Annotated in this window: 15 protein-coding genes; 3 read left to right on the top strand and 12 right to left on the bottom strand. The window is 64.0% G+C overall.

Annotation, left to right across the window (positions count from 1 at the left end; genetic code table 11):
• The 3 genes from O2807_02980 to O2807_02970 all read left to right on the top strand — a co-directional run.
• The coding region (locus O2807_02980) for an MFS transporter (GenBank protein ID MDA0999470.1) at positions 1-764 on the top strand (764 nt) is incomplete at its 5' end.
• A 104-nt stretch (positions 765-868) separates the two neighbouring features.
• Positions 869-2,215, top strand: a complete 1,347-nt coding sequence (gene thrC, locus O2807_02975) for a threonine synthase (protein ID MDA0999469.1) — start codon at positions 869-871, stop codon at positions 2,213-2,215.
• A 24-nt stretch (positions 2,216-2,239) separates the two neighbouring features.
• Positions 2,240-3,433 (top strand): aminotransferase class I/II-fold pyridoxal phosphate-dependent enzyme, encoded by a 1,194-nt coding sequence (locus O2807_02970; GenBank protein ID MDA0999468.1) that lies wholly within the window; start codon positions 2,240-2,242, stop codon positions 3,431-3,433.
• A gap of 25 nt (positions 3,434-3,458) precedes the next feature.
• Here the strand turns inward: O2807_02970 and O2807_02965 are convergent, their stop codons facing one another.
• The 12 genes from O2807_02965 to O2807_02910 all read right to left on the bottom strand — a co-directional run.
• Positions 3,459-4,127: a hypothetical protein gene (locus O2807_02965; GenBank protein MDA0999467.1), complete on the bottom strand. Its 669-nt coding sequence runs from the start codon at positions 4,125-4,127 to the stop codon at positions 3,459-3,461.
• 23 nt (positions 4,128-4,150) lie between these two features.
• Positions 4,151-4,984: a cytidylate kinase family protein gene (locus tag O2807_02960; protein MDA0999466.1), complete on the bottom strand. Its 834-nt coding sequence runs from the start codon at positions 4,982-4,984 to the stop codon at positions 4,151-4,153.
• Between the two features lie 183 nt (positions 4,985-5,167).
• On the bottom strand, positions 5,168-6,958 hold the full coding sequence (locus tag O2807_02955; GenBank protein MDA0999465.1) for a tetratricopeptide repeat protein: 1,791 nt from the start codon (positions 6,956-6,958) through the stop codon (positions 5,168-5,170).
• Positions 6,959-7,009: 51 nt separating this feature from the next.
• Positions 7,010-8,371, bottom strand: a complete 1,362-nt coding sequence (locus O2807_02950) for a hypothetical protein (protein MDA0999464.1) — start codon at positions 8,369-8,371, stop codon at positions 7,010-7,012.
• Positions 8,372-8,377: 6 nt separating this feature from the next.
• Positions 8,378-9,199, bottom strand: a complete 822-nt coding sequence (kdsA, locus tag O2807_02945; GenBank protein MDA0999463.1) for a 3-deoxy-8-phosphooctulonate synthase — start codon at positions 9,197-9,199, stop codon at positions 8,378-8,380.
• Positions 9,200-9,288: 89 nt separating this feature from the next.
• Positions 9,289-10,902, bottom strand: coding sequence for a CTP synthase (locus O2807_02940; protein MDA0999462.1), 1,614 nt, complete (start codon positions 10,900-10,902; stop codon positions 9,289-9,291).
• Entirely contained in the window at positions 10,881-11,726 is an 846-nt protein-coding gene (kdsB, locus tag O2807_02935; GenBank protein MDA0999461.1) for a 3-deoxy-manno-octulosonate cytidylyltransferase, read from the bottom strand. The genes O2807_02940 and kdsB overlap by 22 nt, the downstream gene beginning before the upstream one ends.
• Positions 11,727-11,757: 31 nt before the next feature.
• A complete protein-coding gene (locus O2807_02930) occupies positions 11,758-13,158 on the bottom strand; it encodes an undecaprenyl-phosphate glucose phosphotransferase (GenBank protein MDA0999460.1) in 1,401 nt (466 codons plus the stop codon).
• A gap of 4 nt (positions 13,159-13,162) precedes the next feature.
• Positions 13,163-14,350 (bottom strand): glycosyltransferase, encoded by a 1,188-nt coding sequence (locus O2807_02925; GenBank protein MDA0999459.1) that lies wholly within the window; start codon positions 14,348-14,350, stop codon positions 13,163-13,165.
• On the bottom strand, positions 14,350-15,135 hold the full coding sequence (locus O2807_02920) for a class I SAM-dependent methyltransferase (protein ID MDA0999458.1): 786 nt from the start codon (positions 15,133-15,135) through the stop codon (positions 14,350-14,352). The genes O2807_02925 and O2807_02920 overlap by 1 nt, the downstream gene beginning before the upstream one ends.
• Positions 15,132-16,229, bottom strand: a complete 1,098-nt coding sequence (locus O2807_02915; protein ID MDA0999457.1) for a glycosyltransferase family 1 protein — start codon at positions 16,227-16,229, stop codon at positions 15,132-15,134. The genes O2807_02920 and O2807_02915 overlap by 4 nt, the downstream gene beginning before the upstream one ends.
• Positions 16,214-16,636, bottom strand: a 423-nt coding sequence (locus tag O2807_02910; protein MDA0999456.1) for a glycosyltransferase family 9 protein, incomplete at its 5' end; no start/stop codon positions are given. The genes O2807_02915 and O2807_02910, both read right to left, overlap by 16 nt.

Here is a 16,636-nt window from a genome sequence, read left to right as displayed (position 1 = left end):
TCGGCTGGCGATCCACCTTTTTCTGGGCGGGCATCGGACTTCTGGCCGTCATGATTCCCCTGTGCACGCTCGTCATTCGAAACCGCCAGGCGGGTGAGGAGGAGGCCAAGTCGAAGCCATCCGCGGGCGGCGCCATCCGGTATGTTCCCTACGATCTGCCGTGGGTGGAGTGCCTGCACAAAATCCCTTTCGTGCTTCTCGTCGCCAGCTTTTTTACATGCGGCTTTACGGTGACGATCATGGCCGTTCACTGGATCCCCTTTGCGACCGATGTCGGCTTTACCTCGACGACGGCCGCCTCGGCCTTTGCGCTCGGCGGGGCGCTGAACACCTTGGGAGTGCTCATCATCGGGCCCATTTCCGACAAACTGGGCCGGAAGGTGCCGCTCAGCCTTGTCTACATCTTCCGCGGGCTGGGCTTCATCCTTTTCATCTTCTTCAAAAATGACCTGACGGTCTGGGTGGTGCCGATGATGATCGGCCTATCGTGGATCGCCACCGTGCCGCTGACCTCGGCGCTGACGGGGGATTTTTTCGGTGCGCGGAACGTAGGGGTGCTCTTCGGCCTGATTTCGCTGAGCCACCAGCTGGGCTCGGGCCTGGGTGCCTGGCTCAGCGGCTACATCTTCGATGCGACGGGAAGCTACAACATGGCGTTCGCCCTGGGTGCCTACCTCTGCCTCCAGGCCGCGGTAATCGTCAGCCTCATCCGCGAGAGAGAAACCCGCGCCGCGCCGCCGGAAACCGAAGCCTCCCCGGCCTAGCGGAGAGCGCGCCGGAGGCTCTTCGTTGCCAGACCCGCTTGGCTCTGGAATAATCGGACGGTCATTTTACGGAACCTGTATTTCCGCGTCTTTTTGGGTGGGCGATGGACTATAACTGCTGGTTTCAGTGCATCAACCCCGAGTGCGAGGCCCGGTACTCGATTTTCGAGGCCATCTACTTGTGCCGCGAGTGCGGGAGCCTGCTCGATGTCACCCACGACATCGACGCCTTGCGCCAGCGAAGCGCCTCCGAATGGCGGCACATCTTCGATGACCGCTACAAGCGGAACGTCTTCCCCTACGGCAGCGCGGTCTGGGGCAAGAAGGAATGGGTGTGTCCCCTGATCGAGGACGAAAACATCGTTTCCTTCTACGAGGGGGGGACCAACCTCTTCCAGGCGACCCGCATCGGCCAGGAGATGGGCATTCCCGATCTGTGGATCAAGATGTGCGGTAACAGCCACACCGGATCCTTCAAGGATCTCGGGATGACCGTTCTCATCTCGACCGTCCGGCAGATGATCGCGGACGGGAGAAAGATCCGGGCGGTGGCCTGCGCCTCGACGGGCGACACCTCGGCCGCGCTCGCCGCCTACTGCGCCTCGGCCGACATCCCGGCGATCGTCTTTCTCCCCAAGGACAAGGTTTCACTCGCCCAGCTCATCCAGCCCATCGCCAACGGCGCCAAGGTGATGTCCATCGACACCGATTTCGACGGCTGCATGCAGATCGTCCAGAAGGTGTGCGAGGACCAGGGGATCTACCTCGCCAACAGCATGAACTCCCTGCGCATCGAGGGGCAGAAGACGATCAGCATCGAGCTGATGCAGCAGTTCGACTGGGAGGTGCCGGACGTCATCGTCATCCCCGGCGGCAATCTCGGCAACGTGAGCGCGCTCGGCAAGGGATTTCTCCAGCTCAAGGATGTCGGCATCATCGACCGGCTTCCGCGCATCATCTGCGCCCAGGCGGAAAACGCCAATCCCCTCTACCGCAGCTATCTGAAAAATTTCAAGGACGGACTCGAGCCGGGAGAGGCCCTGCCCACCCTGGCCTCGGCCATCCAGATCGGAAACCCCGTCAGCTATCCCCGGGCGGTCAAAATCCTCCAGGAATTCGAGGGGATCGTCGAACAGGCCTCCGAGGATGAGCTGGCCAACGCGGCCGCCCAGGCGGACCGGACGGGAATGTACAGCTGTCCCCATACCGGCGTCGCCCTGGCGGCCCTTCAGAAGGTGTCGGCGCGCGGCGAGGTGCGGCCACAGGATCGGGTGGTCGTCATCTCCACTGCGCACGGGCTCAAATTCACCGAATTCAAAATTAAATACCATCAGCAGGAGATCGCGGGCGTGCTGAGCCGCTACGCCAACGCCCCGATTGAGCTGCCAAATGATTTGTCCGCGGTCCAGGCGGCGGTCGAGCGTGAGTTGAGCGCGGCCGTCGCCACCTGAACCGATCCAGCAACAGGAATCCCGATGCCAGAGCCATCAGACGGAAAAAAGCGCAAGTTGTCGCCCCCGCGCGAGACGCGCAAGGAGCGGCGCCAAGTAGGAGGCGCCCTCTCTCCGCCCATCTTCCAGTCGGCGACGTTTCTCTTTGAGAGCGCCGCCGAGCTGGCCGCCTTTCACGGCGGGGAGGGGCAGGAGCGCTATTTTTACGGCCGCTATGGAAACCCCACGCTCACGGCGGCGGAAAGCCGCCTTGCCCGCCTGGAGGGGGCCGAGGCCTCCCTCCTTTTCGCGAGTGGCATGGCGGCGGTCTCAGCGGTGCTCATCGCTCTCCTCGCTCCCGGAGCGCGCGCCGTCTTCATGGGAGAGACCTACCGCCACAGCCGGGATGTCGCCGAGCGGATTCTCGCCCGCTACGGCGTGGAGTTTCACTTCACGGCGGGGAACGATCTGGCCTCCCTGGATGCGGTTCCCGAGGGCCCGGTCCGGCTGCTGTTCACCGAGATCCCGTCGAATCCCACCCTGCGGTTTCCCGACATCGGGCGGATCGCCGATTGGGCACGCGCCCGCAAGGCCCGCCTCGTCGTGGACGCCACGATCGCCTCGCCCATTCTTTTCCGTCCGCTGGAGCACGGGGCTGATCTCGTGGTGCACAGCGGAACGAAATACCTTTCGGGGCACAATGACTTGATTGCGGGCGCCGTTTCCGGCAGTGCCTCGCTCATCGAGGCCCTGCGCGAGCAGCAGGCCCTCCTCGGGGCCATCGCCAGCCCGAGTGAGGCCTTCCTCCTCGATCGCGGGATGAAAACGCTGGCGGTGCGGATGGAGCGCGAGAGCGAAACGGCGCTGCGGCTGGCCGAGTTTCTCAGCGGCTGCAAGGGCGTCTGGAAGGTGCACTACCCGGGACTCGCCGGGCATCCGGACCATGAAACCGCCTGCCGCTACCTCGGCGCTTTCGGGGGACTGCTCAGCTTCGAACTCGAAGGCGGCCCCGAGGCGGCGGACAAGCTGGTGGATGCGCTCGATGTTCCGGTTCTGGCAGCGGGATTCGGGGGGACGGAGAGCCAGGTCGAACACCATGCCCGGATGGCCTACGCCGACCTCGGGCTGGAGGGCGCCCGGGAGCGGGGCATTCCGCCCGGGCTCATACGCTATTCCGTGGGACTGGAGGCTTACGAAGATCTGCGCGCGGACCTGGCGCAGGCTCTGGAGAAAATCTGACCCCGCCGGCGACGCGCTTGCGCCCTCAGCTTCTCTCCTTCGTGCTCAGGGTGCGTGATCCCTTCCGGCTCTTCTGCTCTGCCATCAGCCAAATGGTGCGGACCCACATCTTTTTCTTTCGCCACCGGCCGGAGAGCACTTCGACACGGGTAAAGCCGCGGCGATCAGACGAGAGAACGCGGACACGCGTGCCGGGCGGGAGACGGTAGGGGAACCGTTTTCCGCGCGGGGCCTGGTAGCCGCCGGCGTAGTTCAGGGGCAGCCCGCGGTAGGTCCGGCGAATCATCATCACGGCGCCTGAGGAATAGCCCTTCGCCATCTGCCGGCTGCCCGGCCCGGCGGCTTTCCGGGGGGCACGCGCGGCGGGCGCCCGCCTTCCCCCCATCTTCTTCATCTCCTCTTTCAGATCGCGGAAATCGGCCTGCACCTCGCCGACTTTTTTGTCGACCCCGGAGATGGCGTCACGAATCTGGAAGCGGACTTCGTTGATGGCCTTTCCGTGCTGGGCCAGCGTCCGGGTATGCACGAGCAGTTGCTGGCGCATGCCCTGCGTTTCTTCCTTGATGACCTTCTGATCTTTCTCGTAGGCACTCTGGGACACCACGAGCCCGCAACCGGGCAGTAGCAGCACCAGCGCCACGGCCAGGAGCCGCCTCTCTCCGGCAACGGATATCCCATCGAGGGGGCCTGTCACCGCGTTTCTTCCCGTATCTTCTCTCATACCGGATACCAGCCTTCGATGGGCGGCATAACGATTAAATCACTCTGTATCTCATGGACTCCCGAAGCTCCCCGGACAATTTCCTCGGCCAACCTCTTTTCCTCGTCGCTGTTGACGCGTCCATGCAGGAGTACCTTGCCCGGAGCAGAACATTCCACCGAGATCCCGCTCGCGTCGATTCGATCGTCTGTCATTAGGGCGGTTTTGATGCGTTGGGCGAAAGTAAGATTCTGCAGCCTTTCGGAATCCCCCGGATGGGCGGAAGCCAGGGCCAGCCGGCCCGCAGCGGACACCAGAACATTCACCGCTGCATCCTCATCAATGTACCCGGTATTGAGAACAATGTCGAAGTCTTTCGGATCTCCCCAGCGGGCGTCGAAAAAATACCGCGTATAGGACATGCGCTCCCGGTCGTTGTGGAGGAGGAATTCTTCCGCAAGGGAGGGAGAAACCCCCTCGTTCGCCACCAGGCGCTTCCGTCTGGACTCCGGGGAGGCCACGATGCGGACCCGGAACACACCCGGGATTTCCCTGAGGAGGATATAGGCGCCGCGGCCCAGAATCACGCAATTGTCATTGAGGGCCGATTCGTACACGATGGCGCGCATGATATCGAGGTAGACCAGCTGGCGGTCGCGGAAGAAGCGGTCCACCAGCCCCGGCCGGCGCTCGTCCACCCTTTCCAGCTCAGAGCGGACATAGCCGTAGGATTGGGCAGCGTTTGCAAATCCATCGTTGTCGAGCAGCTTCCACCCCAGGGCATTCGCCACTTTTTTGGCGATGACGTCGCCCCCGCTTCCCAGTTCCCTCGATACGGTCAGAAGCCCCATGTCACCCCCCTGGCACGGAATATCTCGCCTGTACAAGAGCCAGACGCTCTTGCTTTTTGGGAACCTCGCTTTCAATCAGATCGTCAATTGCTTTCCGTATGGTCGTGCAACCGCTCAGAAGGGTCAAGGCGAAAAAAATAGCCCAAAGAAATTTCCTCATAAGAAAACTCCCTCCAGAGGGGGTCAACGGCTCGCTCTTTTGAACTTCTCAAGCTGCGTCCGAAAGTAGCGGTTGCCAGGTTCTGTGGTGATAGCACGCTGTATGAGCGGTATGGCCTTCAAAGGTTCACTATTTTTGTAATACAGCTCCGCCAGCGTGTCGAGATAGGCCGGGGTGTCGGGCCGAACCTCGAGCGAGCGCTTCGAGAGCTCGATGCCCCGATCCAGATCATCGCCCCTCATGGCGTGGAGCCACGCCAGGCGGTTGAGCGCCTCGCCGCTGTTCGGATTGCGGAGGAGGACTTCCTCGAAAACCTTTCTCGCCTCATCCAAACGCTTGCGTTCCCACAACAGGTTGCCGTAGGCGACCAGGACCTTGATGGATTCGGGGTGGGCTTTCTGCAGCTTCAGGAGGATTTCCTGGGCCTGATCAAAGCGCCTCTGGCGCTGATGCAAGTCGGCGACGCGGAGCACCATATCCACCCCGGAGGCGTCGAGCGTGGCAGCACGCTGGTAGAGCGAGATGGCTTCGGAATCCCGGCTGCCCGCCTCATACAGCGCACCCAGGCGGACATAGGCGTCCATCCAGTCCGGCGAGAGCGCAATCACCTCCCGGTAGGCGGCGATGGCCTTGTCCTTCTCGCCCATCAACAGATAGGCCGCCCCCAGCTGGTAGCGCAGCCGGGCGCTCTTGGGGAGGCTCTGGAGACCCGCCTCCAGTATCTTGACCGCCTGGGGCGGCCTCTTCTCCGCGATGAGCTTTTCCGCCTCCACCAGAAGCACTCCCTCTGAGACGAGGGGGAGCGGCGTCCGCTTCCCGCGCGCCTTCCCCAGCATGGCGTTCCCCTGGGCGAGCCGGCGGCGGAGAACGACATCCTCCGGGTCGCTGCGAAGCGCCCGGCCGTAGAAGAGCGCCGCCTGATCGAGGCGGCCCGCCTTCGCATGCAGATCACCCAGAAGGACCACTCCCTCGATGTGGCCCGGCACCTCCCGCAAAAGCTGTTCGATCTCTTTGCGCGCCTCATCCGGGCGGTTCGTGCGGAGGAGAATCTTCGCGAGAAGGTAGCGGGCCTCGGTGGTCCGCGATCCGCCCGCCTGGAGAATTTCGCGAAGTGCCTCGGCCGCGCCCTCCAGATTGCCCTCCTGCTCCTGACGCACCGAGCGCGCGAAAAGCGCGTCCGCACTCTTGTCCACACGTCCCGCGCGGGAGAGCAGATAGGACCAGGCCTGCCGCGGCCGGGCGGCCGCCTCCCGGAGGATGCCGATGCCGGCCTGAATGCGATCGAAGAGCCGGGCGCCGGCCGATGTCGTCGCTATCCCTCCGGCCAGAAGGAAAATCGCCACGCCGGCGGCGGAGAGGAGCAAAAGGTTGTTTTTCCTGGGGGTTTTGGGGGTATCGGGCACGATCCCCGGCATCCGGAGAGCGCCCTCGAGGCGGGAGGCGGGGTTGATACGGATGCGTTTGGCCTCCACATCCCCCTGGTGGAAGGCGCCCGCGTCGAGCTCGAGGCGATGGGAGATGATCAGATCCCCCAAGCTCTCTCCTCGGTGGATCATCTCGCGGGCAACGATTCGGCCCTCCGTCCGAGCCTTCGCCCCGGTCTCCAACCTCCCATCTCCGCGAATCTCTCCCTTGAAGAAGCCGTCAAAAAGGATTTTACCGGAAAAGCGAAGGGTGCCCTCCATGCGGACTTCGGAGCAGCAAAAGGAGGTACCGGCTTCCGGAAAGGCGGGAATCTTAAAGGAGGTCATGGATCGTCCCCAATGAAAATGGCTCAGCACCCCGCCGCTGCCGCGCACCGGCGAAGCCACCATCAGGAATACTCCCCATCCTATCAGATAACCGGGAAAACCGGAAAAATCCTTCTAGGGGGATTCCGTTCGAACGAACCAGAAAACCTTCTGATCCCAGCGCTTATCCAAAATCAACTTCTCCTGACCCGCCGGAAGAAACCAGCTTCGCCGGACGCGCCCTTGGCCCGGAGCGGCGGGGACAAACCCAAAGCGGCGGCGGGCCTTCTCCATCAACGGCGCGGGCGCGAAGCTCTCGCGTGCGGAGAAGAAGAACACGCGGAACGAGCGGCCCGCCGGCAGGAGGCGGGCGGTAAAGTACTTAACTTTTCCCGGGAGAACATGCACCGGCTCTGCTTGACCGGGCTTGGAGAGGACTGTGTCCGTGCGGCCGGTCTCATCGATAGAAAAGCCGTACACATAATGAGCCTCGCCGACCCCAACTCGCCCAACGACCTGGGATTTCGGCCCCACCACTGTGTTCGATGGAATCGGGAACCGCCGCCCGTCCAGATCAATCCCCTCGAAAAGGACCTCGAAAGCGGGCACGGCCCAATAGAGCGGATTCCGGGGAGGAAGGCGGGGCCGGGGAAGAAGCCTCTCCATCAGCCACTCCGGGGGAATTCCCCGCCGGGGCAGACTCGCGCGCGACCGGGCCCAGTAGTCCCGGGTTTTTTTCTCCCGCTCGGCTTCCCCGAAAAGGTCAGCCAACTCCTTCTGAAAATACGATGTCGTGGACGGTTCGTTTTTCACGAGCCCCGCCCAGATCCGGATGCGCTCCGGGCCGAGCGCATAGGTGCCGAACACCACCGCCTCCGCATCGAAGATCTCGGCGGCCTGGATTGCCGTCCCCGCCCCGTAGACGCCCTTCCGTGCCTGGTGCCAGAGACCCTCGTTGGGATGACCGGAATCGAGGGCGAGAGCGAGCTTACGCCGGACCGTCTTCGGAGAGAGTCCAGCCAGGGTGCTCAGGGTGATTTCATCCTGAATGTTGCCGGGCAGAACCGGGTCCACCTCCGCAAAGCCATCCGTGGGATGGGATGCCGGTCTTCCCTGATACGCCTCCTGCCAGGCAACGCCCGCGCCGCCATCCACGATCTCAAACAATGGAGAGCGCGAAAGCGCCGCCCGGACGGCACGCTCGATCCGTCCGCTGAGGACGGTGCGAACCTCTGTCCGCGCCTCGGAAAAAGCGGCGATCACGATACGAAGGGGCTCCTTTCGCAGAGGCGCTTTCCTTTCGCTCGCCTCCTTCATCCAGGCCTCGCGAAGGCCCGCCTCCAGCGAGGCCGTCAGCTCCCTCCCGATCGATTCGACCCGCAGCCCCTCCCCGGCAACATCCCGCCAGGGTATCGGGACATAGCGGGCACAAGTTGCAAGGAGTGGGACCAGCAGAAAAACGGCAAGAGCTCTCAAAAAACCGCGGGGAAACCCCATCTTCTCTCAGCCCCCCCGGCGGGCGGCGTCAATGGCGAGAAGTGTACGGAGAAGAGGAAGAAGATCGTCCATGGCGATCATGTTCGGGCCATCGGAGAGCGCCTCATCGGGCCGCGGGTGGCATTCGATGAAAAAGGCATCCACCCCGACCGCCGCCGCGGCCCGCGCCAGCGGCGCCACCATGGCCCGATCCCCGCCGCTGCGCTCGCCAAGGCCGCCGGGCGACTGCACGCTGTGGGTGGCGTCGAAGACAATGGGGAAGCCGCTCTCCCGCATCACGACAAGCCCCCGCATGTCCGAGATCAGCGTCCGGTAGCCGAACGAGGTGCCCCGCTCGGTGAGGAGGATCTGCTCGCAGCCGACATCGAGGAGCTTACGCACCACGTTCACCATGTCCTCGGGGGCGAGGAACTGTCCTTTCTTCACGTTCACCGGCTTCCCGGTCCGGCCCGCGGCCTGTATCAGATCCGTCTGGCGGGAGAGAAAGGCGGGAATCTGGAGAACGTCCAGGACCTCGGCGGCCATTTCGACCTCATCGATCGTGTGCACATCCGAGAGGACCGGAAGCCCGGTGGCCTCCCGGACGGCGGCGAGAATCCTCAGGCCCTCGGCGATGCCCGGCCCGCGGGGGGAATGTGCGGAACTCCGGTTGGCCTTGTCGAAGGACGCCTTGAATACCGCAGGGATACCGGCCGCTTCCGCGGCGGCCTTGACCGCGGCCGCGCACTCGAGCGTCAACTGCTCGCTCTCGATCACGCACGGGCCGGCGATCAGGGCGAAACCCTCCCCCCCGCCGATGCGGGCATTACCAACCTGAATTGTCCTCATCGCTCTCACGGCCGCTCACTCCGGGGCCATTCACTCTGGAAAACCGCCACCCACTCCTCGCTGCCCTCAGACAGCACGGGACAAACCGCTCAGGCGAACAGCTCGCCCCGCGCCTTTTTCGCGGCGGCGATAAAGGTCGAAAAAATCGGATGCGGCGCATAGGGTGTGCTCTTGAACTCCGGGTGGAACTGGCATCCCAAAAAGAAAGGATGCGCGGGAAGTTCAATCATCTCCACGAGCCGCTCGTCGGGCGACAGGCCGCTGAACATCATGCCGCTTTTCTCCAGCACCTCGCGGTAGTCGTTGTTCACCTCGTAGCGGTGCCGGTGGCGCTCCTCGAAACGATCGCTCTCCCCGTAGACCTTCGAGGCCAGCGAGCCGGGACGCAGGATCCCCGGATAGGAGCCGAGCCGCATCGTCCCGCCCATCTTCTCGATGTACTCCTGATCCGCCATGAGGCTGATGACCGGATGGGGGGTATTTTTGCAAAACTCGGCGCTGTTCGCGCCCTCGAGCCCCCCGACGCTGCGGGCGAACTCGATGATGGCGCACTGCATCCCCAGGCAAATCCCGAAAAAAGGCACAAGCTTTTCGCGGGCATAGCAGATGGCCTCGATCTTGCCCTCGATCCCCCGCTCGCCGAAGCCGCCCGGTATCAAAATCCCGTGCGCGTCAATCAGCAGGGGTGCGGCGCCCTTGGCCTCGATCTCCTCGCTGTCCACGTACAAGAGGTTCACCTTCGTGTCGTTCGCCAGCCCGCCGTGGACCAGCGCCTCGGAAAGACTCTTGTAGGATTCCTTCAGGTCCACGTACTTGCCGACGATGGCGATGTTCGTCTGGACGGCGTCCTCTTTGCTCTTGCGGACGATCTCCTGCCAGACGGACAGATCGGGGCTCTTCGCGCACTTGAGGCCGAGATGCTCCACGATGATCTGATCCAGGCCCTCTTCGTTGAACTTCAGCGGGACCTCGTAGATCGATTGCACGTCAATCGCCGTGATGACCGCCCGGGGGGGCACGTTGCAGAAAAGGGATATCTTCCGCTTCAGCTCATCGCCGAGGGGGATCTCCGTGCGGCAGAGAAGGATGTCAGGCTGGATGCCGATTTCGCGGAGCTTCATTACCGAGTGCTGGGTGGGCTTCGTCTTGAGCTCCTCGGATGCCTTGATGAAAGGGACCAGGGTGACATGAATCTGCAGCACGTTCGCGGCGCCGAGATCGTAGCGGAACTGGCGGATGGCTTCGAGGAACGGAAGACTCTCGATATCGCCCACCGTCCCGCCAATCTCGCACAAGATCACATCTTCGCCCTTGTCCACAGCCCGGAAGCAGGATTTGATCTCATCGGTGATGTGCGGGATGACCTGGACGGTTCTCCCGAGATATTCTCCGGCGCGCTCCTTGGTAATGACCGAATTGTATACCCAGCCGGCGGTGAAGTTGTTATTCGAGCCCATGCGGGCGTGGGTGAAGCGCTCGTAGTGGCCCAGATCAAGGTCGGTCTCCGACCCATCGTCGGTGACGAACACCTCGCCGTGCTGAAAGGGGCTCATCGTGCCCGGGTCCACGTTCAGATAGGGGTCGAATTTTTGCAGGGTGACCTTGAGGCCGCGCGCCTCCAGGAGGGCGCCGATCGAGGCGGAGGAGAGGCCCTTCCCCAAAGAGCTGAGGACACCGCCCGTTACGAAGATGTACTTGGCCAACGCCGTACCTCCTCCTCCAACGCGGCATACAATGCCCGATTCGACTGCAGCCGGACAAGGTCCTCGGGGACATCCACCCCGATGGAGTCCTCCTCGACCACGATGACTCTGATGGACGCCCCGTTTTCGAGGGCGCGCAACTGTTCGAGCTTTTCGGCCTGCTCGAGACGGGTGGGCGGAAGCTTCGCCAGACGGAACAGGTAATCGCGCCGGTAGGCGTAGAGGCCGAGATGCTTCAGCGGCCGGGGAGAGAGCGTCTCCCATCCATCGGCAAGCGCCTCGGCCCGGGCCTGTTCGCTTCCGAGCCGATCGCGCGCAAAGGGTATCGGCGCGCGCGAAAAATACAGCGCATCACCTGACGCAGCCACCACCACTTTTACCACGTTCGGGTCCAAAAAAGCTTCCGGTCCCGCCAGCGGAACGGCCAGCGTGGACATATCCGGCGGGTTTTCGGCCAGGAAGGGGGCCACCGCCCCGTCAATGCTCTTGGGCTCGATGAGCGGCTCATCCCCCTGGACGTTCACAATGGCGATTGCGCCCTCCCCGCAGGGCCCGGCGGCCACCTCGGCCACCCGGTCGGTCCCGCTGGGGTGATCCGCCCGCGTCATCTGGACCTCGCCGCCGAAGGCGCGCACCGTCTCGAAGATCCGCTCATCGTCGGTGGCAACGATGACACGCGAGATGAGCCGGGCCTGGGACGCCTTCCGGTAGACATGCTCGATCATCGGGCGACCCGCGATATCGGCGAGCGGCTTCCCGGGGAAGCGGGTGGACGCCCATCTGGCAGGTATCACCGCGATCACTTCACCTGGGCCGGCTGCCACGCTTCCCTCCCCCCTTCTGCTTCATGAAGCCTTAATAGGCGTTCTCGTTCACAAACCCTTTCCAGAGGGTCATCCACATAATCTTGAGATCGAACCCCAGGGACCAGTTCTCGATGTAGAACAGGTCGAACTCGATGCGCTTTTCGATGGAGGTGTCCCCGCGCCAGCCGTTCACCTGGGCCCAGCCGGTGATGCCGCTCTTCATCTTGTGCCGGAGCATGTAGCCGGGAACCGACTTGCGAAAATTCTGGACAAACACCTGCCGCTCGGGACGGGGCCCGACCAGGCTCATGTCGCCGCGGATCACGTTCAACAGTTGCGGGAGTTCGTCCAGGCTCGTCCGGCGGAGGAAGGCACCCACCGGGGTCCGCCGGTCATCGTCCGGCCGGGCCCAAACGGCGCCGGTTTCCTTTTCGGCATCCACCTTCATGGAACGGAACTTGTACATCTGAAAGGAAACGCCGTCCAGGCCCATCCGCTCCTGCACATAAAAGAGGGGGCCGGGGCTCGTCAGCTTCACCAGCGCGGCCACGATCAAAATCACCGGGCTCAGGAGAGCCAGCGCCAGCGTCCCCATCACCACATCCATCAGCCGCTTGACCAGCCGGTTCCACCCCAGGAGCGGGGACTGGGAGAGGACGATGATCGGAATCCCGGAGAAATCCTCGATGCCGGCGTTCAGGCGCATGAAGTCCACCACATCGGGAACCAGGCGCAGATCAACGCTCGAATCGGCGAGCGAGTCCAAAAGACCATCGAGGGACGCCCGCTCGGAAGCGGGCAGGGCCACATACACCTCGGCAATGTTTTCGCGCTCGACCACCTGGGGGGCGTCCCCCAGCGCGCCCAAAACGGGCAGGCTCAGCTGCCCTGCGCCACCCCCCTCTTTTTCCGCGAGGCAGCCCGCCAGCTCGAACCCGAGATAGCGGTGGGCCCGCAGGAGTTCGGCCATCTTCCGGGCGGCCCCGCCGGTCCCGACGATGAGGATCCGGCGCATGTCCACCCCCCTCCGCCGGAGCTTGCGGATGAGGGACCATGCCAAGCGCCGCACGAGAAAGAGGAAGAAAGGTCCCAGCACCATGAAATATACCGCCATCACCCGGCTGTAGCTCTGCTCGCGGAAGAAAAACGTCAGCGCGATGAGCATCATCACCGCCCAGGCCATCGTGTGCGTCAGCCGTCCGATCTCCTCGGTGCTTTTGAGGCCGGTGCGGTGCAGGTAGAGATGGGTGATCCGGGCGGACAGGAGCCAGGCCGCCCACACGACGGGAAGGAGAACCATGTATTCCGAGGCCGGGACGAAGCCCCGCCGGAGCGGGATGATCCCCACATGAAAGCGAATCAAATAGGCGAGAAACCACGCCGCCGAGAGCGCCAGGGCATCGCCGGCGAACAAGACGATCACATTGATCTGGCCATACTTTTTCAGCATCGCCCTATTCCTGGATCGCGGCCAGCCGCCGCTTGTGGGCCGCCCGTCCCTCGGCGAAGCGGCGCCGGGCCGCCTCGCGGAACCGCGCTTTTCCGAACTTCTCCGCCTGCTGGCGGGCCGCCTCGGGGAGAAACTTCTCCTCGTTCGCCTCGAAGCAGCGGACGGCATCGGCGAGTGCGTCCGGGCCGGCCCGATCGAAGAATACCCCCGTCGGCGCCCCCTCACCCCCCTGCGACCAGGAGGCGAAGCCCGGCGGCGGGGAAAAATCCTCCTGGTTGAGGGCGCGGACCGTCTCGAGCGCCCCCCCCGCACCGTAGGCGATGACCGGCCGCCCGCAGGCCTGGGCCTCGAGCGGGGTGATGCCGAAATCCTCCTCTCCCGGAAAGATGAACGCCCGGCAGCCCGGGTAAAGCTCGGCGAGGGTGGCGTCATCCTGCCAGCCGAGGAATTCGATGTTGGATTTCCCCATCCGCCGCACCCGTTCGAAGTCCTGGCCGGTTCCGACGATCTTGAGCGGCCGGCCGAGCCGGTTGAAGGCCTCCACCGCCAGGTCCACCCTTTTGTAGGGGGCAAACGCCGACACCATCAGATAGTAATCGCCCGGCGCGCCGCGGGGGCGGAAGCGATCCGTGTCCACCGGCGGGTAGAGCACGTCGGCATCCCGCTGATAGAAGCGCCGGATGCGATCGGCCACCGCGTAGCTGATACCCACGAATTCATATACCCCCCGGTTCGACTCGTTGTCCCACCGCCGGAGGTATTCCATCACCCACGGGAGAATCCATCGGAGCGGCGCCCCGACCCGATCGCCGCCGAAGTAATCCTCATAGGCGCTCCATGCGTAGCGCATCGGGGTGTAGCAGTAACAGAGGTGAAAAACATCGGGATCGAGGCGGACACCCTTCGCCACGCAGTGGCTGCTCGAGAGGACAAAGTCATAGCCCCGGAGATCGAGCATCCGAATGAACCAGGGCATCAGCGGCAGCATGTGGCGGTAGTACCGCTCCACCCGGGGAAAATGCTGCATCGGGCTGGTGATGATGCGGTGGCGCTCGATCAGCGGCGAAACCGACCCCTTCAGATGGAGCAGCGTGAAGATATCCGCCTCGGGGTAGATCTCGCAAAAGACCTCGAGGCATTTCTCCCCGCCCCGCATCCCCGTGAGCCAGTCATGTACGATCGCCACCCGCATCAGGTTCGTTCCGTCCGCAGCACCAGGACCACATAGCGGCAATACCGCCAGAGGGAAGGAAAAAGCTTGAGCAGCCGCCCATCCGCCGCCTCGAGGGCGCGAATCAAGGGCCGCCACGGAAACTGCCGCCGGATCATGGAGAGAAGCTGATAGGGCCTGATCTCGAGCGTGGGAAACAGGGCGCGAAGCTTCTCCACATCCTCGACCCGGAGGGGGCGCTCGTCGGGCGTCCGGTCCTTCCCCCGGTAGGGTACGTGCCGGCGCACGAACTCGAGGACGGGATTTCCCCCCCAGGGTTCGCTGAAGACCGCCACCCCGCCGGGGCGCAGCACCCGGAGGAGTTCCCGCCCCGCCGCTTCGAGGTCCACATGATGGAGAACGGCGTTCCCGTAGACGGCTTGAAAAACACCGCTCCGGTAACCCAGCCGCTCGCCCGCCATCTCCTGGAGCGCGACGCGGTCCCCGACCCCGTTCGCCGCGGCGCGCCGGGAGGCCATCAGCGCGTTTCCGTGCGCAATGTCGAAAGCCGCCACCTTTGCCCCCCGCCGCGCGAGGATCACCGAGCTCCAGCCCTCGCCCGCGCCATAGTCCAGCACCCACTTGTCCCGCACATCTCCCAGCACATCGAAAGTATCGCGGACCCAATCTTCATGATCCAGCCAGGTCCGATCCTCGAAGCGCAGCGCCTCGCCGGAGATCTCCCCGGCCCGGCGCGCGCTTTGCGCCTCGTGAAATTCCCGCTCCCGCCTTACACGGCTCGAGGACATATCGCCCGAGGCCCTCATCCCGGGATATCCGCCGCATCTTCGTAGGCCTTGAGCGTTTTCTCGGCCAGGTTTCGCCACGAGAACGCGCGGACGCGCTCCGCCGCCCGCTCGGAGAGCCGCCGGCGCAGCTCCACATCCGACAATATCCGCTCCATGGCCTCCGCGAGGGGCGCCACCTCTCCGACCGGGACGATAAGGCCGGCATCCCCGACCACCTCGGGAAGCGAGGCCGCATCCGAAACGATGGGCGGGGTGCCGCAGCCCATTGCCTCCAGCGGCGGGTAGCCGAAGCCCTCGTACTGCGAGGGGAACACGAGGGCGACCGCCTTGCGGTAGACATCGGCGAGCGCCGAGTTCGGCAGATCGCCGAGAAAAACCACCTCGTCCCCCTCCAGGTGAAGCCGGGACAAATCCGCCTCCAGCTCCCCGCGCTCGCCCGTGAGGACCAGGCGGATTCCCTTCTCCCGGGGCGCAAGCCGCGAGAATGCCTCGAGTAAAAGAGAAAGATTTTTGTGTATTTTGTGATTGCCCACGTGCAGGAAATAGGGCCTCTCGCCCAGCGCCAGAACGGGAAGGGGCAGCGCCGGCTCCCCCTCTCCCCAGCCGAGCGGGAGGCAGTTGTAGGTCAGCCGGACTTTTTCCGGCGGCACCCCCAGATGCGTCAGGATATCCCTGCGGGAGTGCTCGGAGACGGTGAGGATCAGCCGCGCCCGGCTCGCCGTCCGCCGCGCCAGCAGCCACGACATCCGCCAGGCCAGGCGGGAGGGACAGTGTTCGGGGAAAATCTGGTGAATCAGATCGTGGATCGTCGCCACCATGGGCGTTCCCCCGAAGAGCGGGGCCGCATAATGGGGATGATGGATCAAGTCGAGCTTCAGGCGGGAGACGGCCCGCATGACCTGAAACTGCTCGGCCAGCGAGTAGGGCGCCGCCTCCACCTCCTCGATGGTGAAGTTCGAACTGAGCGCGGGCAGATCGCCGCGATCGGAGTGCCGAAGGAGCAGCACAAATTTGTGGCGCCCCCCGATCTGCGCCAGCCCCCCCGTCAGGTTCCGCAGGTAGGTCCCGATCCCGCTCATCGAGATCATCCGGGCATCTATGCCAATACGCATTTTTTCACCGCCTGGTAAACCGGGTCGGCATCCAGCCCCGCCATGCACGAGTGGTGATCGCAGAGCGTGAGGCCGCATCCTTCGCAGTCGATTTTCTTCCGTATCAAAACGACGCGCTCCCCCCGCGGCCCCCACTCGGCGGGATGGTTCGTCCCGCTGAACGTGCACACGAAGGGAACCCCCAGCGCCGCCGCGATATGGCCCGGGCCCGAATCGTTCCCCACAAAAAGCGCACACTCGCTCGCCATCGCCATGAAGGTGCGCAAATCGGGGAACTTTCCCGTCAGGTCGAAAAGATTTTTTCCGAGCATGGCGACCGTCGTGCGCCGCGCGACCATCTGCGCATCCTCCTGATCGGAGGGCCCGCCCATCAGGATCACCTGCGCCGGAAATTCGCGGACGATTCG

Source organism: bacterium, from assembly GCA_027622355.1.
Lineage (GTDB): Bacteria > UBA8248 > UBA8248 > UBA8248 > UBA8248 > JAQBZT01.
The sequence above is the reverse complement of the archived record's forward strand: the minus strand, read 5'-3'. Positions and strand labels throughout refer to the sequence as shown.